The organism is Streptomyces sp. col6 (assembly GCF_008042035.1).
Classification (GTDB): domain Bacteria; phylum Actinomycetota; class Actinomycetes; order Streptomycetales; family Streptomycetaceae; genus Streptomyces.
On record NZ_RDBL01000029.1, the window covers coordinates 860,997 to 887,765 of the forward strand.

At 73.8% G+C, this 26,769-nt stretch carries 2 protein-coding genes; both read right to left on the reverse strand.

What is annotated here, in order from left to right; translation table 11 throughout:
• Positions 1-11 precede the first annotated feature (11 nt).
• Positions 12-10,367, reverse strand: coding sequence for an SDR family NAD(P)-dependent oxidoreductase (locus EAO73_RS33190; RefSeq protein ID WP_318153310.1), 10,356 nt, complete (start codon positions 10,365-10,367; stop codon positions 12-14).
• 26 nt (positions 10,368-10,393) lie between these two features.
• Positions 10,394-26,674, reverse strand: coding sequence for an SDR family NAD(P)-dependent oxidoreductase (locus EAO73_RS33195; RefSeq protein ID WP_412075808.1), 16,281 nt, complete (start codon positions 26,672-26,674; stop codon positions 10,394-10,396).
• Positions 26,675-26,769 lie beyond the last annotated feature (95 nt).

The following is a 26,769-nucleotide window of genomic DNA, read 5'->3' on the forward strand; positions in this document are numbered from 1 at the left end:
GGGACCGGGTGTCAGGGGGTCGCGGGGGTGCCGAGCTCGTTGTCGAGGATGTCGAACAGCTCGTCCGCGGTGACCTCGCCGAGGTCCTGTGCCGCCTCCTGCGGCTCGTCCGCCTGCGGTGCGTCGAGCCGGCCGGCCAGCTCCCGCAGGCGCTGTACGAACCGGGCACGTTCGGGTCCGGCGGGCGGGGCATCGGTGGCGAGCAGGGACTCCAGCTTCTTGAGGTCCGCCTCCGCCCGTGACACCGGGACGGCCGGCACCAGACGGGCGGCGATGTACGCGGCGACCTCCGCCGCGCTCGGGTAGTCGAAGATCAGCGTGGCGGGCAGCCGCACCCCGCTCACCGCGCTGAGCTGGTTGCGCAGTTCGACCGAACCCAGCGAGTCGAAGCCCAGCTCCCCGAACGCGCGGTCCGGTTCGATCGCCTCACCGGACGCGTGACCGAGTACGGCCGCCGCGTGCCCCCGTACGACGTCCAGGATGATCCCGGTCCGTTCCTCCTCGTCGCATCCCGCGACCCGCGCGGCGAGCCAGGCGCCCTTGGGCGCACCGGCCGTGGAACGCCTGCGCGCGGGCGGGGCCATCGCGCGCAGGAGGGCGGGGAGTTCGTCGGTACGGGTGCGCAGGGCACCCGGGTCGACGCGGAGCGGAACGGTGGCCGCGACACCCGACGTCAGGGCGGCGTCGAACAGGGCCAGGGCCTCCGTCTCGGACAGCGCGGGCATCCCCGCCCGGCGCATGCGCTCCAGGTCGGCATCGGCCAGGTGGGACGCCATGCCGGTGTCCACGGCCCAGAGCCCGAAGGCCATCGAGGACGCGGGCAGCCCCTCGGCGTGGCGTTGGGCGGCGAGCGCGTCGAGGAAGACGTTGGCCGCCGCGTAGTTGCCCTGCCCGGCCGCCAGGACGAGCCCGCCGGCCGAGGAGAACATCACGAACGCCGACAGGTCCAGCTCCCGCGTCAGCTCGTGCAGATGCCAGGCCGCGTCCACCTTCGGCCGCAGAACGGCATCCACCCGCTCGGGCGTCAGCGCGCCCACCACACCGTTGTCCGCGACACCGGCGACATGGACGACACCGGAGAGCGGGTGCGCCGGGTCCACGGACGCGATCACCGCGGCCAAGGCGTCCCGGTCCGCGACGTCGCAGGCCGCGACGGCTACCGAAGCGCCCAGGCCGGACAGTTGCGCCACCAGATCGGCCGCACCGGGCGCGTCCGCGCCCCGGCGGCCCAGCAACAGCAGGCTCCGCACCCCGTGTTCGGCGACCAGGTGGCGTGCCACCCGGGCGCCCAGACCGCCGGTGCCGCCCGTGATCAGCACGGTCCCGTCCGCGTCCCACACAGGGGCGGCGTCGGCTCCCGGCGGGGCCGACACCAGGCGCGGCACCCGCACCTCGCCCTCACGCACCAGCAACTCCGGCTCACCGAGGGCGACAAGACTGCCGAGTGGCACCGAGTCGTCGGAGTCGATCAGCACGAACCGCCCCGGGTTCTCCGCCTGCGCGGCCCGGACCAGCCCCCACACGGGGGCCTGTCGCAGGTCCACCGGTCCCGCGCACTCGGCATCGACAGCACCGCGCGTGAGGACCGCCAGCACGGCGCCCTCTTCCCGCTCCTCGGACAGCCAGTCCTGCACGGCCTCCAGCGCACGGCCCACCACGCCCCGTACGGCGCCCGGCACGTCCGCGTCCTTCTCCGCCACCACGCACTCGTAAACGGCGGGCACCTCGGCTGTCCCGTCGCCCAGGGGCACCGGCTGCCAGTCCACCCGGAGCAGCGCATCTGCGGTCGCGGAGCCGGACTGCCGGTCCCAGACGGGCCGGGACAGCAGGGACTCCACCGACAGCACCGGGTTGCCGTGCTCGTCGGCGACGGTCAGCGAGAGGCCGTCCTGCTGGGCGACGGGCCTGACCCGGACCCGGAGCGCCTTCGCCCCGGCCGCGTGCAGGGCGACGCCGTTCCAGGCGAAGGGGAGCAGGGTCTGCCCGCCGTCCTCGCGGCCCGGGATCGCCAGCAGTCCGACGTGCATCGCCGCGTCGAGCAGGGCGGGGTGGAGGCCGAAGCGGGCGGCGTCCTCGTGCGCGGACTCGGGCAGGCGCACCTCGGCGTACAGCTCCTCGCCGAGGCTCCAGGCTGCGGTGAGCCCCTGGAACACCGGCCCGTAGTGGTACCCGGCCTCCGCGAGGTCCTGGTAGGCACGGTCCACGGTCAGCTCCTGGGCCCCGGCCGGCGGCCAGTCCATGAGCCCGTCCGGGCCCTGCTCGTCCGGCACCGGCGCCAGAACACCTTCGGCGTGACGGGTCCACGGCAGGTCCGGCTGGTCCTCGGCGCGCGAGTGGACGGCCACGGTTCGGCGCCCGGTCTCGTCCGCCGCCCCGACGGCCACCTGGACGGCGATGCCGCCGAGGGGGTGCAGGACGAGGGGCGCCTGAAGGGTCAGCTCCTCCAGCAGCCCGCAGTCGAGCTGTTCGCCGGCCCGGACGGCCAGTTCGACGAACCCGGTGCCGGGCAGCAGGACGCTTCCGAGGACGTTGTGGTCCACGATCCAGCCGTGCGTCCCGGCGGACAGCCTGCCGGTGAGCACCGCACCGCCGTCGTCGGGCAGGACCACGGCCGCCCGGAGCACCGGGTGGTCGAGCGCGAGCTGCCCGGAGGCGGCGGCGCCCCCGCCCTGGGACGCGGGTGCGTCGAGCCAGTAGCGGTTGCGCTGGAAGGCGTACGTGGGCAGCTCGACGGTCCGCGCCCCGGAACCGGCGTAGAACGCCCGCCAGTCGACCTCGCCGCCGCCGACGAACACGCGCGCCAGACCGCCGGCCAGGCACTCGGGCTCGGTGCGGTTCCTGCGGACGAGGGGGATGAACGTGCTGGTGTCCTCGGCCGCCGCGCCGGCGGCGAGGGCGGTGAGGATCGCGTCCGGGCCGATCTCCACGAACGTACGGGCCCCGAGGACTTCGGCGGCGTTCACGGCATCCGCGAACCGGACGGGCTGGCGGACCTGATCGACCCAGTACTCCGGGGACTGCCAGTCGGAGGAGGCGAGGCCGGTGACGGTGGAGACAGCCGGGATGCGCGGCTCGTCGAACGTCAACGCGGCGGTGACCGCACGGAATTCGTCGAGCATCGGGTCCATCAGCGCGGAATGGAACGCGTGCGAAACGGAAAGACGACTGGTCTTCCGGCCGGCAGCGGCGAAGTGCTCGCCGATACCCACCGCCTCATCCGCCAACCCTGAAACCACCACGGAACGGGCCCCGTTGACGGCCGCGATGCCTACCCCGTCCGTGAGAAGCGGAAGCACCTCGTCCTCGGTGGCCTGTACGGCAACCATCGCACCGCCGGCCGGAAGAGCCTGCATCAGCCGACCGCGCGCAACGACAAGCTTCGCCGCGTCCGCGAGAGACAGCACCCCAGCGATGTGGGCAGCAGCCAGCTCACCGATCGAGTGCCCGACCACGACATCAGGCGTGACGCCCCACGTCTCGACGAGCCGGAACAGCGCCACCTCGAAGGCGAACAGCGCAGGCTGGGTGTACGAAGTCGCGTTCAGCGCCTCTGTGTCTTCCCCCCACACGACCTCGCGCAACGACGAACCGAGGTGCGCGTCTACCTCCCTGCACACCGCGTCAAACGCTGCCGCGAACACCGGGAACGCCTCATACAACTCACGTCCCATCCCCAGCCGCTGAGCGCCCTGCCCCGTAAACAGAAACGCCGTCTTCCCCTTGGCCGGCGCACCCCGCACCAGCCCCGGGTGCTCCTCACCGGCGGCGAGGGCGGCCAGCGCGTCCGTACGGTCGCCGAGGACCACCGCCCGGTGCTCGAACACCGGGCGCGAGGCCACCAGCGAGTGGCCGGTGTCCTCGGCACGGTGGTCACCGGCCACGGACAGCAGCCGCGCAGCCTGCCCGGCCAGGGCCTCGGGGGACCTCGCGGACAGCACCCAGGGGGCGACGGCCAGATCGGCCCCGGGCTCGATCGCGGCAGCCCCGGGGGCCTCCTCCACGATCACGTGCGCGTTCGTCCCGCTCAGCCCGAACGACGACACACCGGCTCGCCTCGGCCGCCCCGCCGGCTGCCACTCACGGGCCTCCGTCAGCAGCTCCACGTCACCGGCCGACCAGTCGACCTGGTCCGAGCGCTCCCCCACGTGCAGGGAGGGCGGCAGCACACCGTGCCGCATCGCCATCACCATCTTGATGATCCCCGCGACACCGGCCGCCGCCTGGGTGTGGCCCATGTTGGACTTGATGGACCCCAGCCACAGGGGCCGGTCCTCGTCGCGCCCCTGCCCGTAGGTCGCGAGCAGTGCCTGTGCCTCGATGGGGTCACCGAGCCGGGTGCCGGTGCCGTGCGCCTCGACCGCGTCGACCTCCGCCGCCGTCAGGCCCGCGTCGGACAAGGCCTGGCGGATCACGCGCTGCTGGGCGGGCCCGTTGGGAGCGGTGAGGCCGTTGCTCGCACCGTCCTGGTTGAGCGCCGAACCCCGGACCACGGCGAGCACAGGGTGCCCGTTGCGCCGGGCATCGGACAGCCGCTCCAGAAGCAGCACACCCGCGCCCTCACCCCAGCCCGTACCGTCCGCACCCGCGCCGAAGGACTTGCAGCGCCCGTCCGGCGAGAGCCCGCGCTGCTCGCTGAAGTACACGAGCATGTCGGGCGTCGACATCACCGTCACACCCCCGGCCAGGGCGAGTGAGCACTCACCCGACCGCAGCGCCTGCGCCGCCGAGTGCAGGGCGACCAGGGACGAGGAGCAGGCCGTGTCGACGGTGACCGCCGGGCCTTCGAGCCCCAGCGTGTAGGCGACCCGGCCGGACACCAGGCTTCCCGCCGTGCCACCCGCGTAATCGTGGTACATCACACCGGCGTAGACCCCGGTGCGGCTGCCCTTGAGCGCGGTCGGGTCCACACCCGCGCGCTCGATCGCCTCCCAGGACACTTCGAGCAGCAGCCGCTGCTGCGGGTCCATGATCGCGGCCTCGCGCGGGCTGATCCCGAAGAACGCCGGGTCGAACTCCGCCGCGTCGTAGAGGAATCCGCCGTCCCGGGCGTACGACTTGCCGGGCACGCCCGGCTCCGGGTCGTACACATCCGGGTCCCAGCCCCGGTCGTCCGGGAGCGGGGCGATGGCGTCCACTCCGTCCGCGACCAGGCGCCACAGCTCGTCGGGGGTGGTCACACCGCCCGGGTAGCGGCACGCCATGCCCACGATCACGACCGGGTCATCGGCGCCCGCGCGGGAGACCTCCGGGGCCGATGAGCGGTCCGCCTCCGGGGTGCCGTCGAGCAGCGTCAGGACGAAGGCGGCGACGGCCTCGGCGGTCGGGTGGTCGAAGATCAGCGTCGCCGGGAGCCGCAGCCCGGTCTCGGCGTCGAGCCGGTTGCGCAGCTCGACCGCCGTCAGGGAGTCGAACCCCAGTTCGTCGAAGGCGCGGCCCGGTTCGATGGCCTCGCCCGAAGCGTGGCCGAGGACGGCCGCGATCTTCGTACGGACCAGTTCCAGGACGGCCCCGGCGCGCTCGGCGCCCGTCAGGCCCGCGAGCCGCGTCCGCAGCACCGGTGAACCCCCGCGCGCGGCACGGCGACCGGGTGCCCGTACGAGTCCTCGCAGCAGGGCGGGCACCTCGTCGGCATTCGCACGCAGGACCGCGAGGTCGAGGCGTACCGGCACCGAGGCCGCGATGCCCGACCCCAGGGCGGCGTCGAAGAGGGCGAGGCCCCGGTCGGCGGCGATCGCGGGGGTGCCGGCCTCGCGCATCCGGTCCAGCTCGGCCGCGCCGAGCCCGGTGCCCATGCCTCCGGGGGTGTCCCAGAGCCCGAAGGCCAGGGAGGACGCCGGAAAACCCTCCGCGTGGCGTTTGGCGGCGAGTGCGTCGAGGAAGGCGTTGGCCGCCGCGTAGTTGGCCTGGCCGGTGGAGCCGAGGGTGCCCGCGATGGACGAGAACAGGACGAACGCGGTGAGGTCCAGGTCGCGGGTCAGCTCGTGCAGGTGCCAGGCGGCGTCCGCCTTGGGCGCGAAGACGCCCCGGAAGCGGTCGGCGGTCAGCGAGGTGATCATCGCGTCGTCCAGGACGCCCGCCGCGTGGACGACGCCCCGCAACGGGTGCGCCGCGTCGATCCCCGCCAGCAGCGCGGCCACGGCTTCGCGGTCGGCCACGTCGCAGGCCGCGAAGGACACGCTGGCACCCGACTCGGCCAGTTCCGCCCGCAGTTCCTCGGCGCCGGGCGCCTGTGCGCCCCGGCGGCCGGCCAACAGCAGGTGGCGCACGCCATGTTCCGTGACCAGGTGGCGGGCGACAAGCGCGCCGAGGCCGCCCGTTCCGCCGGTGATCAGTACGGTGCCGTCCGCGTCCCAGACCGGTGCGGCCTCAAGGGACGCGGTGGTCCGGGCCAGCCGGGGCGTCAGCGCCCGCCCGTCGCGTACGGCGGACTCGGGCTCCTCGCCGGGCCCGGTGTGCGGCAGCCCCTCGGGGGCGTCCGTGTCGAGCAGCACGAACCGGCCCGGGTTCTCCGCCTGCGCGGCCCGGACAAGACCCCAGACGGGGGCCTGTCGTACGTCGACCGCTTCGCCGTCCGCTGTGGCGACCGCGCCACGTGTGACGACGAGCAGGGTGACGGCGACGAACCGCTGGTCCGCCAGCCACTGCCGTACGACATCCAGGACATGCACCGATACGGCGTGCGCGGCCGGGGGCACGTCGTCCCCCGCCGCAGCCGCGACCGGGGCGCAGTCCAGGACGACCGTGCCGGTCACGGGGCCGTCGTCGGGCACGTCCTCCCAGCGCTGCCAGTCGCCGGGCGCGGGCGCGGCACCGGCCGGCTGCCAGACGACCCGGTACAGCGGTTCCGTGGCCGTACCCGTCCCGCCGGGCGTCGAATCCATCGCCCGGCCGACGACTCCGCCGACCGAGGCGACCGGGGCGCCCGACCCGTCCGCGATCTCCAGGGCGAGGCTTTCCGGGGTGGGCCGCGAGATACGGACCCGGGCCGCCGGTGTGCCGTCCGCGTACAGCCGCACGTCCTTCCAGACGAACGGCAGCACCGTTCCGCCGCCCTGCTCCCCGGCGCCCTCCATCAGCGCGGCGTGCATCGAGGCGTCCAGCAGGGCCGGGTGCAGGCCGTAGTCGGTGGCCTGTATGTCGTCGTCGAGCGCGACCTCCGCGTACAGGTCGCCGTCGAGCCGCCAGGCGGCCGTCAGCCCCTGGAAGGCGGGTCCGTACGCGAGGCCCTGTTCGCGCAGGCTCTCGTACGCACCGTCGAGCGCGACCGGTACCGCGCCGGCCGGCGGCCAGGCGGACAGTTCGAAGGCGGGCGCCTGCGCGTCCTCGGTCAGCACACCTTCGGCATGCAGCACCCAGTCGGCGTCGGCCACGCTCTCGTGCCGTGCGTACACCCCGACCGTGCGCCGGGCGGACTCGTCCGCCGCCCCCACGACGACCTGCACGGTGACGGCGCCGTCCTCGGGCAGGACGAGCGGCGCGTGCAGGGCCAGCTCCTCCAGCACTGCACAGCCGACGTGATCACCGGCGCGCACGGCGAGTTCGACGAAGCCGGCACCGGGGAAGAGCACCGCGTCCCGCACCACATGGTCCGCGAGCCACGGCTGAGCCGCCACGGCCAGCCGCCCGCTGAGCACCGCGCCCCCGGAGTCGGCCAGGGTGACCACGGAACCGAGCAGCGGGTGCGGGTGCGGGTGCGGAATACTCCCCGGCTTCACCGCGTCGAGCCAGAACCGGGTGCGCTGGAAGGGGTACGTGGGAAGGTCCGCCCTCGCCGCGCCCGTACCCGCGAAGAACGCCTTCCAGTCGACCCGCAGCCCGTCCGCGAACAGCCGGCCCAGGCCGCCGACCAGGGACTCGGGCTCGGGGCGGTTCCTGCGGACGAGGGGGACGAAAGCGGTGTTCTCGTCGGTCGCGGCTGCGGTCCCGAGGGCGGTGAGGACCGCGTCGGGGCCGATCTCCACGAACGTACGGGCTCCGAAGGCTTCGGCGGCGTGTACGGCGTCCGCGAACCGGACAGGGCGGCGGACCTGGTCCACCCAGTACTCGGGGGACTGCCAGTCGGTGGACAGCTCGCCACTCACCGTGGAGACGACGGGAATGCGCGGCTCGGAGAACGTCAACCGGGCGGTGATGGAGCGGAATTCGTCGAGCATCGGGTCCATCAGCGCGGAATGGAACGCGTGCGAGACGGGAAGGCGGCTGGTCTTCCGTCCCAGCGCGGCGAAGTGCTCGCCGATACCGACCGCCTCGGACTCCACACCCGAAACGACCACGGAATGCGGCCCGTTGACCGCCGCGATCCCGATCCCGTCGGTCAGCAGCGGCAGCACCTCTTCCTCCGTCGCCTGCACCGCGACCATCGCCCCGCCGGCGGGAAGCGCCTGCATCAGACGACCGCGAGCGACGACCAGACGGGCGGCATCCGCAAGCGAGAGCACCCCCGCGACGTGCGCGGCGGCCAGCTCACCGATCGAGTGCCCGACCACCACATCAGGCGTGACGCCCCACGCCTCCACGAGTCGGAACAGCGCCACCTCGAACGCGAAGAGAGCAGGCTGGGTGTACGAGGTCGCGTTCAGCGCCTCCGCGTCTTCCCCCCACACCACCTCACGCAACCCACGATCAAGGTGCGCGTCTACCTCCGCACACACCTCGTCAAACGCCCCTGCGAACACAGGGAACGCCTCATACAGCTCACGGCCCATACCCAGCCGCTGCGCACCCTGCCCCGTGAACAGAAACGCCGACTTCCCGACCGTCCGTGTGGCGCCCCGCACCAGCCCCGCGTGCTCCTCGCCCGCCGCCAGCGCGGCCAGCGCGCCCGTACGGTCGCCGAGCACCACCGCACGGTGGGTGAACGCCGTACGCGTCGTGACCAGCGACAGCCCGATGTCCTCGGCCCGGTGGTCACCGGCCACGGACAGCAGCCGCGCCGCCTGCTCGGCCAGGGCCCCGGCGGACTTCGCGGACAGCACCCAGGGCGTGACGGCAAGATCCGCCCCCGCCTCGCCACCCGCAGGGGCGTCCGGTGCCTCCTGCACGATCACATGCGCGTTCGTCCCGCTCAGCCCGAAGGAGGACACACCGGCCCGCCGGGGCCGCCCCGGGCGCACCCACTCCCGGTTCTCCGTGAGCAGTTCCACGTCACCCGCCGACCAGTCCACCTGGTCCGAGGGCGCATCGACGTGGAGGGACTGGGGAAGGACTCCGTGGCGCATGGCCATGACCATCTTGATGATGCCCGCGACACCGGCGGCGGCCTGGGTGTGGCCGAAGTTCGACTTCACCGAGCCCAGCCACAGCGGCCGGTCCGCCGGCCTGCCCTGGCCGTAGGTGGCCAGCAGCGCCTGCGCCTCGATGGGGTCACCGAGCCGCGTGCCTGTGCCGTGCGCCTCGACCGCGTCGACCTCCGCGGCCGTCAGGCCCGCATCGGACAGGGCGTTGCGGATCACGCGCTGCTGAGCGGGCCCGTTCGGCACCGTCATCGCGGCCGACGCGCCGTCCTGGTTGACCGCCGAGCCGCTGACGAGGGCGAGCACGGGGTGCCCGTTGCGCCGGGCGTCCGACAGGCGCTCCAGGAGCAGTACGCCCGCCCCCTCGCCCCAGCCCGTGCCGTCGGCAGCCGCCGCGAACGGCTTGCAGCGGCCGTCCGGAGCAAGGCCCCGCTGCCCGCTGAAGTAGACGAGCATGTCGGGTGTCGACATGACCGTCACACCACCGGCGAGGGCGAGTGAGCACTCACCCGACCGCAGCGCCTGCGCGGCCGTGTGCAGCGCGACCAGTGAGGACGAGCAGGCGGTGTCGATGGTCACCGCCGGGCCCTCCAGGCCGAGCGTGTAGGCGACCCGGCCGGACACGAAGCTTCCCGCCGCGCCGTCCGCGTAATCGTGGTACATCACACCGGCGTAGACCCCGGTGCGGCTGCCCTTGAGCGTCGTCGGGTCGACACCCGCGCGCTCGATCGCCTCCCAGGACACCTCCAGGAGCAGCCGCTGCTGCGGGTCCATGGCCAGCGCCTCGCGCGGGCTGATCCCGAAGAAGTCGGGATCGAACTCCGCCGCGTCGTAAAGGAACGCGCCGTCCCGGGCGTACGACTTGCCGGGCAGCCCCGGCTCCGGGTCGTACACGTCCGGGTCCCAGCCCCGGTCGGCCGGGAAGCCGGACACCGCGTCGACGCCCCCGGCCACCAGCCGCCACAGGTCCTCCGGCGTGCCGGCCCCGCCGGGATAGCGGCACGCCATGGCGACGATCGCGATCGGGTCGTTGCTCGCGGCGGTGAGCCGGGCGTTCTCCTCGCGCAGCCGCTCGTTGTCCGTGAGCGACTTACGGAGCGCCGCCACGACCTGTTCCATCGATGTGCTGGTCACGTCATCCTCATCATCCAGCGTCGGGATCAGCTGAGTTCGCCGCCGGCCAGGGCGGCTCGTACGAGGTCGTCCACGGCCATCTCCTCGATGGCCTGCCCCGGTTCCTCGGTCGTGGTTTCGGCGGCCTGCCCGGATTCGGTCCGGGCCAGGCCGAGCAGGGTGTCGAGCAGTCCGGCTTCGCGCAGACGGGCGGTGGGGATCGACAGCAGAGCCCGCCGGACGGCCTCGTCGTCGACGCCGGCGGTGTCCGCCACCGGCTCGGGCGCCAGGCCCTCGCGCAGGAATCCGGCCAGCGCGGCCGAGTTGGGGTAGTCGAACATCAGGGTGGCGGGCAGCCGCAGCCCCGTCGCCTTCTGGAGCCGGTTGCGCAGCTCGATCGCGCCGAGGGAGTCGAGGCCCAGTTCGGTGAAGCCCCGGTCGGCGGCGACCCCGGCGGGGTCGCCGTGGCCGAGCACGGCGGCGGCGTGGCCGCGTACCAGCTCCTCCAGATAGCGGTCCTGCTCGGCGCCGGCGGGCAGACCGGCGAGCTTGGCGCGTACGAGGGAACCCCCGCTGTCGCCCGCCCCTGCGGCCGGCACGGCTGCCGGCCTGGGGCCCTTGCGGGCGGGCGGTCCGGCCAGGCCGCGCAGCAGGGCCGGGATCTCGTCGGCCCGTGCGCGCAGGGCGGCCCGGTCGAGCCGGACCGGTGCGAGCAGCGCCGCGTCCTGGGCCATCGCCGCGTCGAACAGCGCGAGTCCGTCGGGGAAGGACAGCTCCAGGACTCCGGAGCGGCCCATGCGGCGCAGGTCGGCGTCGGTGAGTTCGGGCCCTTCCCCGACCGTGCCCTCCCACAAACCCCAGGCGAGCGAGGTCGCGGCGAGCCCGGCGGCCCTGCGCTCGGCGGCGAGTGCGTCGAGGAAGACGTTGGCCGCCGCATAGGTGGCCTGCCCGGCGGAAAGGATCTGGCCTCCCGCCGAGGAGTACAGGACGAACGCCGTCAGATCCAGGTTCCGGGTCAGCTCATGCAGGTGCCAGGCCGCGTCCACCTTGGGCCGCAGCACCTTGCCGACCTGCTCCGGAGTGACCGCGCCGACCAGCGCGTTGTCCATGACCCCGGCCGCGTGCACGACACCGGTGAGCGGGTGCCCGTCCGGGATGTCGTCGAGCAGTGCGGCGAGGGCGTACCGGTCGGCGGCGTCCACGGCGACGATCCGCACCGATTCGGCCCCGGCCCCGGTGAGTTCGGCGTGCAGCTCCACGGCCCCCGGCGCGTCCATACCGCGCCGGCTGGTGAGGACCAGATGGCGCACGCCCTGTTCGGCGACCAGGTGCCGGGCGAGCACCGCGCCCAGCAGTCCGGTGCCGCCGGTGATCAGTACGGTGCCGTCCTCACGCCACACGGTCGCCTCGCCCGCGCCGGTGGCGGGGGCGTAGCGGGGGACCAGGACCGTGCCGCCGCGCAGGGCGATCTCGGTCTCGGCCGTGGCCAGGGCGGCGGGCAGGGCTGCCAGGGACTCGGGCGCCGCGTCGAGGTCGACGACGGTGAACCGCCCCGGGTTTTCGGCCTGCGCCGCGCGCAGCACCCCCCAAAGCGGTGCCTGTACGCAGTCCACCTCGTCGCCGTCGCCCGCGACGACGCCGTTACGGGTGACGAGCACCAACCGTGTGTCCGCGAACCGGGCCTCGGCCAGCCACTGGCCGAGCGTGTCGAGGAGCCGCCCGACGGACGTACGGACCCGCTCGGGCACACCGCCCGTGGTGCCGAAGACATCGGAGACGTCCGGCGCGGTCAGCAGCACGGTGCCCGGGACCCCGGGCTCCGCGAGGGCGTCGGTGAGCGTGGGCACCGACCGGATGCCCGGCAGCGCGCTCCCGACGACCAGCCAGTCGTCGGTGCCGCCCGCCGTTCCGCCGGACTGCGGTGCCTGCCAGTCGATACGGAACAGCTCGGCGCCCCGGGCGTTCCCGTCGCCCGACAGCTGGGCGGCGGACACCTCACGGACCACCAGCGATTCGACGGTGGCCACGGGCTCGCCGGTCGGTGCGGTGATGCGCAGCGCGACGGCGTCCGGGCCCGGCTTCGTCAGCCGTACGCGCAGGGCGGTGGCACCGGTGGCGTGCAGGGTGACCCCGTTCCAGGCGAACGGCAGGGCCGCCCGGACGGGCCCGTCGTGGTCCCCGTCGAAGACGCGCTCCACGTGCAGCGCCGCGTCGAGCAGCGCCGGGTGCAGGGCGAACGCGGCGGCCTCGGTGCGGGCGTGCTCGGGCAGCCCGATCTCCGCGAACAGCTCGTCCCCGCGCCGCCAGGCGGCCGTCAGCCCCTGGAACACCGGCCCGTAGCCGTATCCGAGCCCGGCCAGGTCCTCGTACATCCCGCTCACGTCCACCGGCCGCGCCCCGACCGGCGGCCACGACTCCAGGTCCGGTACGACGGGCGCGGGCTCGACGGCCAGCACACCCCGGGCGTTACGGGTCCACGGCGCGTCGGCCGGCAGCTCCTCGGCGCGCGAGTACACGACGACATCGCGCCGCCCCGCCTCGTCCGCCTCGCCGACGGTGACCTGGACGGCGACGCCGCCCTTGGCCGGCAGCAGCAGCGGCGTCTCCTGCGTCAGCTCCTCCAGCTGCGCGCACCCGGCCTCGTGCCCGGCCCTGAGCGCCATCTCGATGTACGCGGTGCCGGGGAGCAGCACGCCGCCGTGCACGGCGTGGTCCGCGAGCCACGGGTGCGTGGCGACGGACAGCCGGCCGGTGAGCACCGGGGCCCCGGTCTCCGCCGACACGACCACCGCGCTGAGCAGCGGGTGCCCGGCGGGCAACTGCCCGAGCCCGGCCGCGTCCCCGACGGCTGCGGGTGCGTCGAGCCAGTAGCGGGTGCGGAGGAAGGGGTACGTGGGAAGGGCGACCTTGCGCGCCTCCGTTCCCGCCTGCACCGCGCCCCAATCCATCTCCCCGCCCCGCGTCCAGGCCGCACCGGCACCGGACAGGACGTCCTGGGATTCGTCGCGGTTCTTGCGTACGAGGGGGATGAAGGCGGTGGTGTCGTCGGTGGCCGAGCCCGCACCGAGCGCGGTGAGAATCGCGTCGGGGCCGATCTCGACGAAGGTGCGTACGCCGAAGGCTTCGGCGGCGACCACGGCATCCGCGAAACGGACGGCCTCGCGGACCTGGTCGACCCAGTACTCCGGGGACTGCCAATCGGACGACAGCGCGCCTGTCACCGTGGAGACGACGGGTATGCGCGGCTCGTTGAACGTCAACCCACCCGCAATGGCACGGAAATCGTCCAGCATCGGGTCCATCAGCGAGGAATGGAACGCGTGCGAAACGGAAAGACGACTGGTCTTGCGCCCCAGCGCCGCGAAGTGCTCGCCGATACCCACCACCTCATCCGCCAACCCCGAAACCACCACGGAACGGGCCCCGTTGACGGCCGCGATGCCTACCCCGTCCGTGAGAAGGGGAAGCACCTCGTCCTCGGTGGCCTGTACGGCAACCATCGCGCCACCGGCCGGAAGAGCCTGCATGAGACGGCCACGGGCAACGACGAGACGTGCAGCATCCGCGAGAGAGAGCACCCCGGCGATGTGCGCGGCGGCCAGCTCACCGATCGAGTGACCCACCACGACATCAGGCGTGACGCCCCACGCCTCCACCAGCCGGAACAACGCCACCTCGAAGGCGAACAGCGCAGGCTGGGTGAGAGCGGTCGCGTTCAGCGCCTCCGCGTCTACCCCCCACACGACCTCACGCAACCCACGACCGAGATGCGCGTCTACCTCCGCGCACACCGCGTCAAACGCCTCCGCGAACACAGGAAACGCCTCATACAACTCACGGCCCATACCCAGCCGCTGCGCACCCTGCCCCGTGAACAAGAACGCCGTCTTGCCCTTCGTCACCGCACCCCGAACACCCTCCCCGTCCGTGAAGGCGTCCAGCTCACGCAGCGCGCTCTCCGTGTCCGTGGCCAGGACCACGCCTCGGTGTTCCAGGTCCGCCCGGCCGGCGGTCAGGGTGTGGGCGATGTCGCGAAGGTCCAGGTCAGGGGATGCGAGCAGGAGATCGCGGAGAGCGGCGGCCTGGCGGGCGGGGGCCTCGGGGTCCGAACCGGACAGCGCCAGGGCCACCGGCCGCACGAGGTCCGGCCGAGGCTCCTGGGCCGACCGCGCCGACTGCGGCGCCTCCTCCACGATCAGGTGGGCGTTCGTCCCGCTGAGCCCGAACGAGGAGACAGTCGCGCGGCGCGGCCGGTCCTCGCGGCGGGGCCACGGCCGGGCCTCGGTCAGCAGCCGTACGTGCCCGGCCTCCCAGTCCACCTCGGGTGAGGGCTCGTCCACGTGCAGGGTCTTGGGCATCAGACCGTTGCGCAGGGCCATGACGGACTTGATGACCCCGCTGACGCCGGCCGCCGCCTGGGCGTGGCCGATGTTCGACTTGATCGAGCCGAGCCACACCGGGTCCTCGGCGGTCCGCCCCTGGCCGTAGGTGGCGAGGAGGGCCTGTGCCTCGATCGGGTCGCCGAGCCGGGTGCCGGTGCCATGACCCTCCACGAGGTCCACATCGGCCGTCGTGAGGCCGCTCGCGGCCAGGGCGCGCTGGATGACGCGCTGCTGCGAGGGGCCGTTCGGGGCCGTGAGTCCGTTGCTCGCACCGTCCTGGTTGATGGCGGAGCCCCGGATGACGGCGAGGACGTCGTGGCCGAGGCGCTCCGCGTCGGACAGCCGCTCGACGAGCAGCAGGCCGACGCCCTCCGCCCAGCCCGTGCCGTCGGCGCCGCCCGCGAACGCCTTGCAGCGGCCGTCGGCGGCGAGCCCCCGCTGCTGCGCGAACTCCACGTAGATCTCGGGCGTCGACATCACGGTGACACCGCCCGCGAGCGCCATGCCGACCTCGCCGCGCCGCAGCGCCTGGCAAGCCATGTGCAGGGCGACCAGCGACGAGGAGCACGCCGTGTCCACGCTGACCGCGGGCCCCTCCAGACCCAGGGTGTAGGCGACCCGGCCGGTGAGGATCGAGGCCGCGGTGCCGTTGCCGAGGTAGCCGGCGACGTCGTCGGGGATGTGCTGGAGGCGCGAGGCGTAGTCGTGGTACATCACGCCCGCGTAGACACCGGTCTGGCTGCCGCGCATGGCCGTCGGGTCGATGCCCGCGTCCTCGAACGCCTCCCACGCCGACTGGAGCAGCAGGCGCTGCTGCGGGTCCATGGCGACGGCCTCGCGCGGGCTGATCCCGAAGAACGCGGGGTCGAACTCGGCGGCGTCGTAGAGGAAGCCGCCTTCCCGCGCGTACGTCTTTCCATGCAGTCCGGGCTCGGGGTCGTAGATCCCGTCGGTGTCCCACCCCCGGTCGGCGGGGAATCCCGCGACGGCGTCGCGCCCTTCGGCGACCAGCTTCCACAGGTCCTCGGCGTTGCGGACCCCGCCGGGGAACCGGCAGCTGATGCCGACGATCGCGATGGGCTCGTCGTCGGAGAGCGCGGTCACCGCCACTGTCTCGGCGGCCGTCTCTTCCTGTGCGCCTCCGAGTTCACCGTCCAGGTAGTCCGCGACGGCCCGGGTGTTCGGGTAGTCGAAGACGAGCGTGACGGGCAGCCGGAGGCCGGTGGCGGCGTTGAGCGCGTTACGCAGCTCCACGGCGGCCAGCGAGTCGAAGCCCAGCTCCTTGAACGCGCGGTCGATGCCGACGGTGTCCGAGGACTCGTGGCCGAGGACCGCCGCGACCTGTCCGGCGACCAGTTCGCGCAGCGTCCGGACGCGCTCGTCGGCGGTGAGGGACGCCAGCCGGCGGGCCAGCGTGTCGACGGCCGGTGCGGCGGCGGCCGTACGGCGCAGCGCGGGCCGGACAGCGGCTGCGGCGGCCCGCAGCAGGGGCGGTACGTCGGAGCCCCGGGCATGCAGGGCCGCCGCGTCCACGAGGAGCGGGGCGACCAGGGCGTGCCGGGTGCGCAGCCCCTCGTCGAACAGAGCGATCCCCCGCTCGGCGGGGAGCGCGGGCAGCCCGAGCCGGTTCATCTTCTCGACGTCGGCGTCGGTGAGTTCACCGCCGAGCCCGGTGTTGACGGCCCACAGCCCGTACGCGAGTGAGGTGGCGGGCAGGCCGAGGGTGTGCCGGTGGGCGGCGAGCGCGTCCAGGAACACGTTGGCCGCCGCATAGTTTCCCTGCCCGGCGGGAAGGACGAGCCCTCCGGCCGAGGAGAACATCACGAACGCCGACAGGCCGAGCCCGGCGGTGAGTTCGTGCAGGTGCCAGGCCGCGTCCGCCTTGGGCCGCAGCACGGTGTCCAGGCTCTCCGGGGTGAGCGCCCCGATCAGGCCCGGGTCGACGACCCCGGCCGCGTGCACGACCCCGCCCAGCGGGTGCGCCTGCGGGACGGCGTCGAGGACACCGGCGAGCGCTTCCCGGTCCGAGACATCGCAGGCCGCGATCCGGACGTCCGCCGCTCCTGCCTCCAGGAGCCGGTCGCGCAGTCCGGCCGCACCGGGCGCGTCGAGGCCCCTGCGGCTGGTGAGCACCAGGTGGCGGACACCGTGGCGCTCGACGAGGTGCTGGGCGACGCGGCCGCCGAGTCCGCCCGTGCCACCGGTGACCAGGACGGTCCGCTCGCCGTCCCAGGGCGCGTCGGCCTCGGGCACGGCGGTCCGGACGAGCCGCGGGATGAGGAAGCGGCCGTCGCGGAGCGCGAGTTCGGGCTCGCCCTGGGCGAGGGCGGCGCCGGCGGTGGCCGGAAGGCCCTCCGCGTCCAGGTCGTCGCCCGGGTCGACGTCCAGCAGGACGATCCGCCCCGGGTTCTCCGCCTGGGCCGCCCGGACGATGCCCCACACGGGGGCCTGGGTCAGGTCGGGGGCGGTGGTCCGGCCGGTGGCCACGGCGCCCCGGGTCACCACGAGGAGCGTGGTGGACTCGAAGCGCTCGTCGGTCAGCCAGGCCTGGAGCAGGTCGAGCACGTACGAGGTGGTGGCGCGGGTGGCCTCCGGCACCGGCCAGCCGCCCGGGGTCGGGCAGCAGGCCAGCACGACGGCCGACGGTTCGCAGAGGATCGCGAGCCCGTACTCGTCCAGCACGGCGGCCGACGAGGGAAGCGGTTCGGCCGGCTGCTGGAGCGGCGTCCACTCGATGTGGTGCAGGGCGTCCGAGAGCGGCCCGTCCGCCGGAGCGAGCTGGTCGGCGGAGACCGGGCGGCAGATCAGCGACGACACGGTCATCACGGGGCTGCCGGTCTCGTCGGCGACGACCATCGCCGACTCCTCCGCGCCCCGGATGCGCCGCACGTACACCCGCAGCGCGGCGGCGCCCGTCGCGTGCAGGGACACCCCGCTCCAGGCGAACGGCAGCAGGGCCTCGGTACCGCCCTCGCCCTGGTCCACCAGGACGTCCACGTGCATGGCGGTGTCCAGGAGCGCCGGGTGCAGCCCGTAGTCGGCGGCCTCGGCACGTACGGACTGGGGCAGCGCGACCTCGGCGAACAGCTCGTCGCCGCGCCGCCAGGCCGCCGTCAGCCCCTGGAACGCGGGGCCGTACCCGTAACCACGCTCACTCAACCGCTCGTACGCGCCCTCCACCTCCACGGGGGTGGCGCCGCGCGGCGGCCACTGCGTGAGGTCGGCGCCGGGCACCTCGGGCGGTGCGCCGGTGGCGAGGAAGCCGGTGGCGTGCCGGGTCCAGGCGTCCTCGGCTGCGCCGTCGAGGCGCGAGTGGATGTGCAGGGGGCGGCGGCCCGACGCGTCGGGGGCCCCGGCGGCGACGCGCAGGGACGCGCCACCGTGCTCGTGGAGGACGAGCGGCGCCTCCAGGGTCAGTTCCTCCAGGAGGTCGCAGCCGACCTGGTCCCCGAGGCGCACGGCCAGCTCGACGAACCCGGTGCCGGGCAGCAGGACCGCCCCGTGCACGCCGTGGTCCGCCACCCAGGGCTGCCCGGCCGCCGACAGCCGGCCGGTCAGGACGACCGCCCCGGACTCGGGTGAGAACACAGCCGCGCTGAGCACCGGGTGCTCCACGGCATCCAGCCCGGCCGACCCCACATCACCCGCCTTCGCGGTGACGTCGAGCCAGTAGCGCTTGCGCTGGAAGGCATACGTCGGCAGGTCGACGAGGGGGCCGGTCGCACCCAGGAGCGCACTCCAGTCCACCTCGGCGCCCCGGGCCCATGCCGCCCCGAGACCGCTCAGGGCCTCGCGGGGCTCGTCGCGGTTCTTGCGTACGAGGGGGATGAAGGCGGTGGTGTCGTCGGTGGCCGAGCCCGCACCGAGCGCGGTGAGAATCGCGTCGGGGCCGATCTCGACGAAGGTGCGTACGCCGAAGGCTTCGGCGGCGACCACGGCATCCGCGAAACGGACGGCCTCGCGGACCTGGTCGACCCAGTACTCCGGGGACTGCCAGTCGGAGGACAGCGCGCCTGTCACCGTGGAGACGACGGGTATGCGCGGCTCGTTGAACGTCAACTCACCCGCAATGGCACGGAAATCGTCCAGCATCGGGTCCATCAGCGAGGAATGGAACGCGTGCGAGACGGAAAGACGGCTGGTCTTGCGACCCAGCGCGGCGAAATGCTCGCCGATACCCACCACCTCATCCGCCAACCCCGAAACCACCACCGAGCGGGGCCCGTTCACCGCTGCGATGGACACGCCACCGGTCAGCAGGGGCAGCACCTCGTCCTCGGTCGCCTGCACGGCAACCATCGCGCCACCGGCCGGGAGCGCCTGCATCAGCCGACCGCGCGCCACGACAAGCTTCGCCGCGTCCGCGAGAGACAGCACCCCAGAGATGTGGGCAGCAGCCAGCTCACCGATCGAGTGACCCACCACGACATCAGGCGTGACGCCCCACGCCGCCACCAGCCGGAACAACGCCACCTCGAAAGCGAACAACGCAGGCTGGGTGTACGAAGTCGCGTTCAGCGCCTCCGCGTCTTCCCCCCACACCACCTCACGCAACCCACGACCGAGGTGCGCGTCTACCTCCACACACACCTCGTCAAACGCCTCGGCGAACACCGGGAACGCCTCATACAGCTCACGGCCCATCCCCAGCCGCTGCGCACCCTGCCCCGTGAACAGGAACGCCGTCTTCGCCTCCTGCACACTGTCCGCGCCGGCCAGTGACTCCAGCGCACCGGCGAGTTCCGCCCGGTCGGCGCCCAGTGCGAGGGCACGGTGCTCCAGGGCGGCGCGGCCGGTGGCCAGGGTGAGGGCGGCGGCGGTCAGGTCCTCGTCGGAGAGACGGGCGAGCCCGTCGTGCAGGCGCGCGGCCTGGGCCTTCAGCGCCTCCGGGGTGGCACCCGAGACCGGCCAGGCGAGCAGCGCGGGAGCCTCGCCGGCCGTGGTCGTCGCCGGCTCCTCCTGAGCCTCCTCGATGATCACGTGCGCGTTCGTCCCGCTGATGCCGAAGGACGAGATGCCGGCGCGCCTCGGGCGGCCCTCCGGCGCCCACGCGCGGGCCTCCGTGAGCAGTTCCACGTCACCGGCCGACCAGTCCACCTGATCCGACGGGGTTTCCGCGTAAAGGGACTTGGGAAGCACGCCGTGGCGCATGGCCATGACCATCTTGATGATGCCCGCGACACCGGCGGCGGCCTGCGTGTGGCCCATGTTCGACTTGATGGAGCCGAGCCACAACGGCCGCCCCTCCGGCCGCTCCTGCCCGTACGTCTCCAGGAGCGCCTGCGCCTCGATCGGGTCACCGAGCCGGGTGCCCGTGCCGTGCGCCTCGACGACGTCGACCTCGGCGGCCGACAGACCGGCGTTCGCCAGCGCGCCACGGATGACGCGCTGCTGGGCCGGGCCGTTCGGAGCGGTGAGGCCGTTGCTCGCACCGTCCTGGTTGAGCGCGGAGCCCCGGACCACTGCGAGCACGCGGTGGCCGTTGCGCCGCGCGTCGGACAGCCGTTCCAGGAGCAGCACACCCGCACCCTCGCCCCAGCCCGTACCGTCCGCACCGGCACCGAAGGACTTGCAGCGCCCGTCCGACGCAAGGCCGCGCTGGCGGGCCATGTCGAGGAAGGTGTCGGGCGTGGACATGATCGTCACACCGCCGGCCAGGGCGAGTGAGCACTCACCCGCCCGCAGCGCACGGGCAGCCATGTGCAGCGCGACCAGCGACGACGAGCACGCCGTGTCCACACTGACCGCAGGGCCCTCAAGTCCGAGTGTGTACGCGACCCGGCCGGACACCACGCTCGCGAGGCTGCCGTTGCCGTGGTAGCCGGCCACATCGTCGGGAAGCGGGCCGAGCCGCAGCCCCCAGTCGTGGTACATCACCCCGGCGAACACGCCGGTCGAGCTGCCCTTCACCGAGCGCGGATCGATCCCCGCACGCTCGAAGGTCTCCCAGGCGACCTCCAGGAGGAGCCGCTGCTGCGGGTCCATGGCCTGCGCCTCGCGCGGGCTGATGCCGAAGAACGCCGGGTCGAACTGGGCCGCGTCGTACAGGAACGCGCCCTCCGTGGAGTACGTGCGCCCCGGCTTGCCGATCTCCGGGTCGTACAGGTCGGTGTCCCAGCCCCGGTCGGTGGGAAAGGGCCCGATGGCGTCGGAGCCCTCGTCGACGAGCTGCCACAGCTCCTCGGGCGAGGTCACCCCGCCCGGGTAGCGGCAGGCCATGGAGACGATGACGATCGGGTCCTCGTCCGTGGCAGCGGCACGGACCACCGGCGCCGCCGGGCCCGACGCCGTGGCCTCGCCCACGAGCTTGGTCACCAGGTGCTCGGCCAGCGCCGTCGCCGTCGGGTAGTCGAAGGTCAGGGTCGCGCTCAGCCGGAGGCCGGTCGCGGCGGCGAGCCGGTTGCGCAGCTCCACGGCGGCCAGCGAGTCGAAGCCGGTCTCCATGAAGGCGCGGGTGGCACTGACCTCGTCCGCGCTCCGGTAGCCGAGAACGGCGGCCGTCTCGGTGCGCACCATCCGCAGGACCTGCGCCAGCCGGTCGGCCGCGCCCAGCTCCGCGAGGCGTGCCGCGAGCGGGGCGGTCCCCGTGGCGGCGGGCGCCCCTGCCGACTGTGCGGCGGGGACCGTACGGGGGCGTACCAGGGCGCGCAGCAGGGTGGGTGTGCCGTCCGTGCGGCTGCGCACGGCACGCTGGTTGACGCGTACGGGGACCACGGCCGGCTCGAAGGTGGTGGCCAGGGCCTTGTCGAGCTGGGCGAGGTTCTCCTCGAAGGACAGCGAGTCCAGACCGAGGCGCTCGATGCGGGTCAGCGCGGCGGCGTCGAGCGTCGCGCCCATCCCGCCGCCCCCGGCCCACAGCCCCCACGCGAGCGAGGTCACGACCTGTCCGGCGGCTGCCCGGCGGGCGGCCAGGGCGTCCAGGAAGAGGTTGGCGGCTGCGTAGTTGCCCTGCCCGGCGCCGTCCAGAACGGTCGAGGCGGAGGAGAAGAGGACGAAGGCGGTCAGGTCGAGGCCCGCCGTCAGCTCGTGCAGATGCCAGCCGGCGTCCACCTTGGGCCGCAGCACGGTGTCGAACCGTTCGGCGGTGAGGTGGCCGACCAGGCCGTCGTCGATGACGCCCGCCGCGTGCACCACGGCGCGCAGTGGGTGCGCGGACGGAACGGCGGCGAGCAGGGCGGCCAGGGCGTCCCGGTCCGCGACATCGGTGGCGCTGACGGTGACCTCGGCGCCCGACTCGGCCAGGTCCGCCAGGAGTTCACGGGCCCCGGGAGCATCCGTGCCGCGCCTGCTGGTGAGGATCAGATGGCGTACGCCGTGCTCGCGGACCAGATGGCGGGCCAGTTCGGCGCCCACGCCACCCGTACCGCCGGTCAGGAGCACGGTGCCGGTCGCGTCCCAGGGCGTGGGGCGCGCCTCGTCGAGCACGGGCACGGCGGCCAGCCGGGGAACGTACAGCCGGTCGCCGCGCAGCGCCATTTCGGGCTCCGACGACGCGGCCAGGGCGCGGCCCAGGTGCTCCGCACCGTCCTCGTCGGTGTCGACGAGCACGAAGCGTCCGGGGTTCTCCGCCTCCGCCGACCGCACCAGGCCCCAGACGGGCGCCTGGCCGAGGTCCACATCGGTGCCGGGCACGGACGCACCGCCCCGCGTGACGACGGCGAGCTGCGAGCCGGCGTACCGGTCGTCCGCCAGCCACGCCTGTACGGCGGCGAGCGCGTCGGCGGCGACGGCACGCACGGCGGCGGGCACATCGCCGTCCGGGGTGGGCAGCGTGCGGTACACGACAACAGGCGGGACTTCCCCGCCCAGGTCCTCGCCGAACACACCGAACCCGGCTTCACCCGAAGGGAGTTCCAGCACGTTCCACCGCACGGCGAGCAGCGGGTCCGAACGGTCGGCGGCCAGCTGCCCGGCGGTGACGGCGCGCAGCAGCAGGGACTCGACGCGGGCGACCGGGGCGCCGGTCGCGTCGGCGACCGTCACGTCCAGCTCGTCGGAGCCGCGAGCGGCGATGCGTACCCGCACGGCGGACGCGCCGGACGCGTACAGCGCGGCCCTGTTCCAGGAGAACGGGATCCAGGTGCCCTCGGGCCGGTCGCCGGCCGTGGCGAGGGCGTGGTCGGCGGGGTGCAGGGCGGCGTCCAGCAGCGCCGGGTGCAGGCCGTAGCCGGGCGCGTCGGCCCTTACGTGCTCCGGGAGTTCGACGTCGGCGTAGACCTCGCCGTCGAGCAGCCAGGCGGCACGCACCCCGTGGAAGGCGGGCCCGTAGCCGTAGCCCTCGTCGGCCATGTCGGCGTACAGCGTGCTGACGTCGAGCGGTGCGGCACCGGCCGGGGGCCAGGTGCCGGACAGCGCGGTGGTGTCCGGCGCGGGCGCGGCCGGGGCAAGGACACCGGTGGCGTGCCGGGTCCAGGCGTCCTCGGAGGCTTCGGCACCGTCCGGACGGGAGAAGCACTCGACGCTCCGGCGGCCGGACGCGTCGGCCGGGGCGACGACGACCTGGAGGTCCACCCCACCGGTCGCGGGCAGCACCAGCGGCGCCTGGAGGGTCAGCTCCTCGACGAGCCCGCAGCCGGTCTCCGTGGCGGCGCGCAGGGCGAGTTCGACCAGGGCGGTGCCCGGGAGCAGGGTGACCCCGGCGATCGTGTGATCGGCGGTCCACGGGTGGGTACGCGGCGACACACGTCCCGTGAGCACGGTGGTCCCGGTCCCGGCGAGGTCGCCGGCCGAGGTCAGGACGGGATGCTGCGAAGCGAGCCGACCGAGCCCGGTCGCGGCGGTGGACGGCTCGGGGTTCAGCCAGTAGCGGCGCGTACGGAAGGCGTACGTGGGCAGCTCGACGCGGCGCGTGGCGCGGCCCGCGTACAGGGCCTCCCAGTCGAGGTGCGCGCCCCGGGCCTGGGCGAGCCCGGCGGCGCCCAGCGCCTCTCGGACCTCGTCCTTGCCGGCGCGAAGCAGGGGGGCGAAGAAGGTGTCGGACTCGCGTTCCTCGGGAAGGCAGCCCTGCCCGAGGGCGCTGAGGACACCGTCCGGCCCCAGCTCCAGGAAGGTGCGGGCGCCGCCCTCTCCGACGAGCCAGTCCATGGCGTCCGCGAAGCGCACGGCGCTGCTGACATGCCCGGTCCAGTAGTCCGGCGAGCACAGCTCCTCGGAGGTCGCGAGACGCCCGGTGACGGTGGAGACGAGCGGGATCCGGGGCGCGGAGTAGGTCAGGACGCCGGCGATCCGGCGGAACTCCTCCAGCATCGGCGCCATCAGCGGCGAGTGGAAGGCATGGCTGACCTGGAGCCGCTTGGTCTTGCGGCCCTGCGCCGCGAACCGCTCGGCCAACGCGACGGTCGCTTCCTCCTCGCCGGAGAGCACCAGGGAACCGGGCCCGTTGAGCGCGGCGACGGCGACCATGTCCCCGAGGAGCGGGGCCACCTCTTCCTCGGTGGCCTGGACGGCGATCATCGCGCCGCCGGCCGGGAGTTCCTGCATCAGCCGGCCCCGGGCCGCGACCAGGATCGCCGCGTCCTCCAGGTTGAGCACCCCGGCGACATGGGCGGCCGCGATCTCCCCGATGGAGTGACCGGCCAGGAAGTCGGGCCGGATGCCCCACGACTCGACCAGCCGGAACAGGGCCACCTCGACGGCGAACAGCGCGGTCTGCGCGTAACACGTCTGATCGAGCAGGGCCGCTTCCCGCGAGCCCTCCTCAGCAAACAGGACGTCCCACAGCGAGAGGTCGAGCTGGAGGTCGAGCCGGCCGATGGCGTCGGCGAGAGCGTCCGCGAAGACCGGGAAGGCGTCGTACAGCCGACGGCCCATCGCGAGGCGCTGGCTGCCCTGTCCGGTGAAGAGGAACGCGAGCCGTCCGGCGGGCAGCGTGCCCGTGTGCGTGTCGGCGGTGGCCGTGCCGTCGGCGAGGGCGCGCAGCTTGCCGAGCAGTTCACCACGGTCGTCCGCGACGACGGCGGCGCGGTGTTCGAGGGCGGCGCGCCCGGTACCGAGCGCGTGCCCGAGATCGGCGGCGGTGAGGTCGTCCCGCTCCTCCAGGAAGTCCGCCAGCCGGGCGGCCTGGGCGCGCAGCCCGTCCTCGGAGCGCGCGCCGACGGGCACGAGCACCGGCCCGGCGACAGGTTCTTCCGCGATGGGGACCGCGTCCTGCGCCGGCGGTTCCTCCACGATCACATGCGCGTTGGTGCCGCTGATCCCGAAGCCGGAGACGCCCGCACGGCGCGGCCGGTCCTCCGTCTGCGGCCACGCGACGGGCTCGGTGAGCAGCTGTACGGTCCCGGCGGACCAGTCGACGTTGCCGGTGGGGGTGTCGACGTGCAGGGTGCGGGGAAGGACCCCGTTCCGCATCGCCATGATCATCTTCATCAGCCCGGCCACACCGGCGGCGGCCTGGGTGTGCCCGAGGTTCGACTTGACCGAGCCGAGCCACAGCGGACGGTCCTCCGGCCGGTCCTTGCCGTAGGTGGCGATGAGGGCGCTCGCCTCGATCGGGTCGCCGAGGGTGGTGCCGGTGCCGTGTGCCTCGACGGCGTCCACCTCTGCGGGAGTGAGCCCGGCATCGGCGAGGGCCTGGGCGATGACACGTTGCTGGGCCGTGCCGCTGGGGGCGGTGAGCCCGTTGCTCGCGCCGTCCTGGTTGATGGCCGAACCCCGGACGACGGCGAGGATGTTGTGGCCGTTGCGCCGGGCGTCGGAGAGCCGTTCCACGACGAGCAGGCCGACGCCCTCCGCGAAGGAGGTCCCGTCGGCGCCGTCCGCGAACGCCTTGATCTGTCCGTCCGGGGCGAGCCCACGCTGCCGGCTGAACTCCGTGAACAGGCCGGGCGTGCTGAGGACGGTGACGCCGCCCGCCAGCGCCATCGAGCACTCGCCCCTGCGCAACGACTGCACGGCCAGATGCAGGGAGACCAGCGAACCGGAGCAGGCGGTGTCAACGGTGAGCGCGGGGCCCTCCAGGCCGAGCGCGTACGCGACCCGCCCCGAGGTGACACTCAGCGCGCCGCCGGTGACGAGGTATCCGGTCAGGTTCTCGGGGGCGTCCTGCACCCGGGGCCCGTACTCGGAGGGACCGGCGCCGATGAACACGCCCGTACGGCTGCCGCGCAACGAGGTCGGGTCGATCCCCGTACGCTCCAGCGCCTCCCAGGCCGTCTCCAGGAGCAGCCGCTGCTGCGGGTCCATGGCCAGCGCCTCGCGCGGGCCGATCCCGAAGAACTCGGCGTCGAACTCGGCGGCGTCGTGCAGGAATCCGCCGGTTTGGGTGTAGCAGGTGCCGGGAACGGTGGGGTCGTCGTCGAACAGGGCGTCCAGGTCCCAGCCCCGGTTGTCGGGGAACGGCCCGACGGCGCTCGCACCCGCGTCGACCAGGTCCCAGAGGTCCTCGGCCGAGCGGATGCCGCCCGGGAAGCGCCCGCTGATCCCGACGACCGCGATCGGCTCCCCGTCGAAGGCCGGTGCCGGCTCCGCGCCGGGCTGGGCGAGGGCCTGCCCGGCGGGTGCGCCGAGCAGCTCCTTACGGACGCGGTCGGCGAGCAGTTCGGGGCTCGGGTGGTCGAAGGCGGCGGTCACGGGCAGCGCGAGCCCGGTCGCCGCGTTGAGGCGCGCGTGCAGATCGACGAGGGCGATGGAATCCAGCCCCAGTTCGCGGAACGAGGTTTGGGCGACGACCACCGGCTCACTGTCGGGACGCACCTTGCGCAGGCACTCCGCGGTCTGCTCGCAGACGAGGTCGGTCAGGAGCCTGGACTGCTCGCTCCCGGGAAGCCCGGAGAGCCGGCCGGCCAGGGCGGCCCCTGGGTTCTCCCCCGGCTGGACCTCCGAGCGTCCCTCCGGGCGGACCTCCGCGCCGGACATGTCATCAGCGACAGGATCGAAGCCCGCGGACATCTGCACGCTCCCAGCTCGTATCGAATCCCCCGAGTCATTCCAGCCACGGGGTGTCCGCACGCTAGGTCGCCCCCGAAGGGCCGCGACACCCCTATCCCCCCAGGTGTTGACCCTGCACGCCGCCCGCCCGCGCCCTCGCAAAACCGCCGGTGACA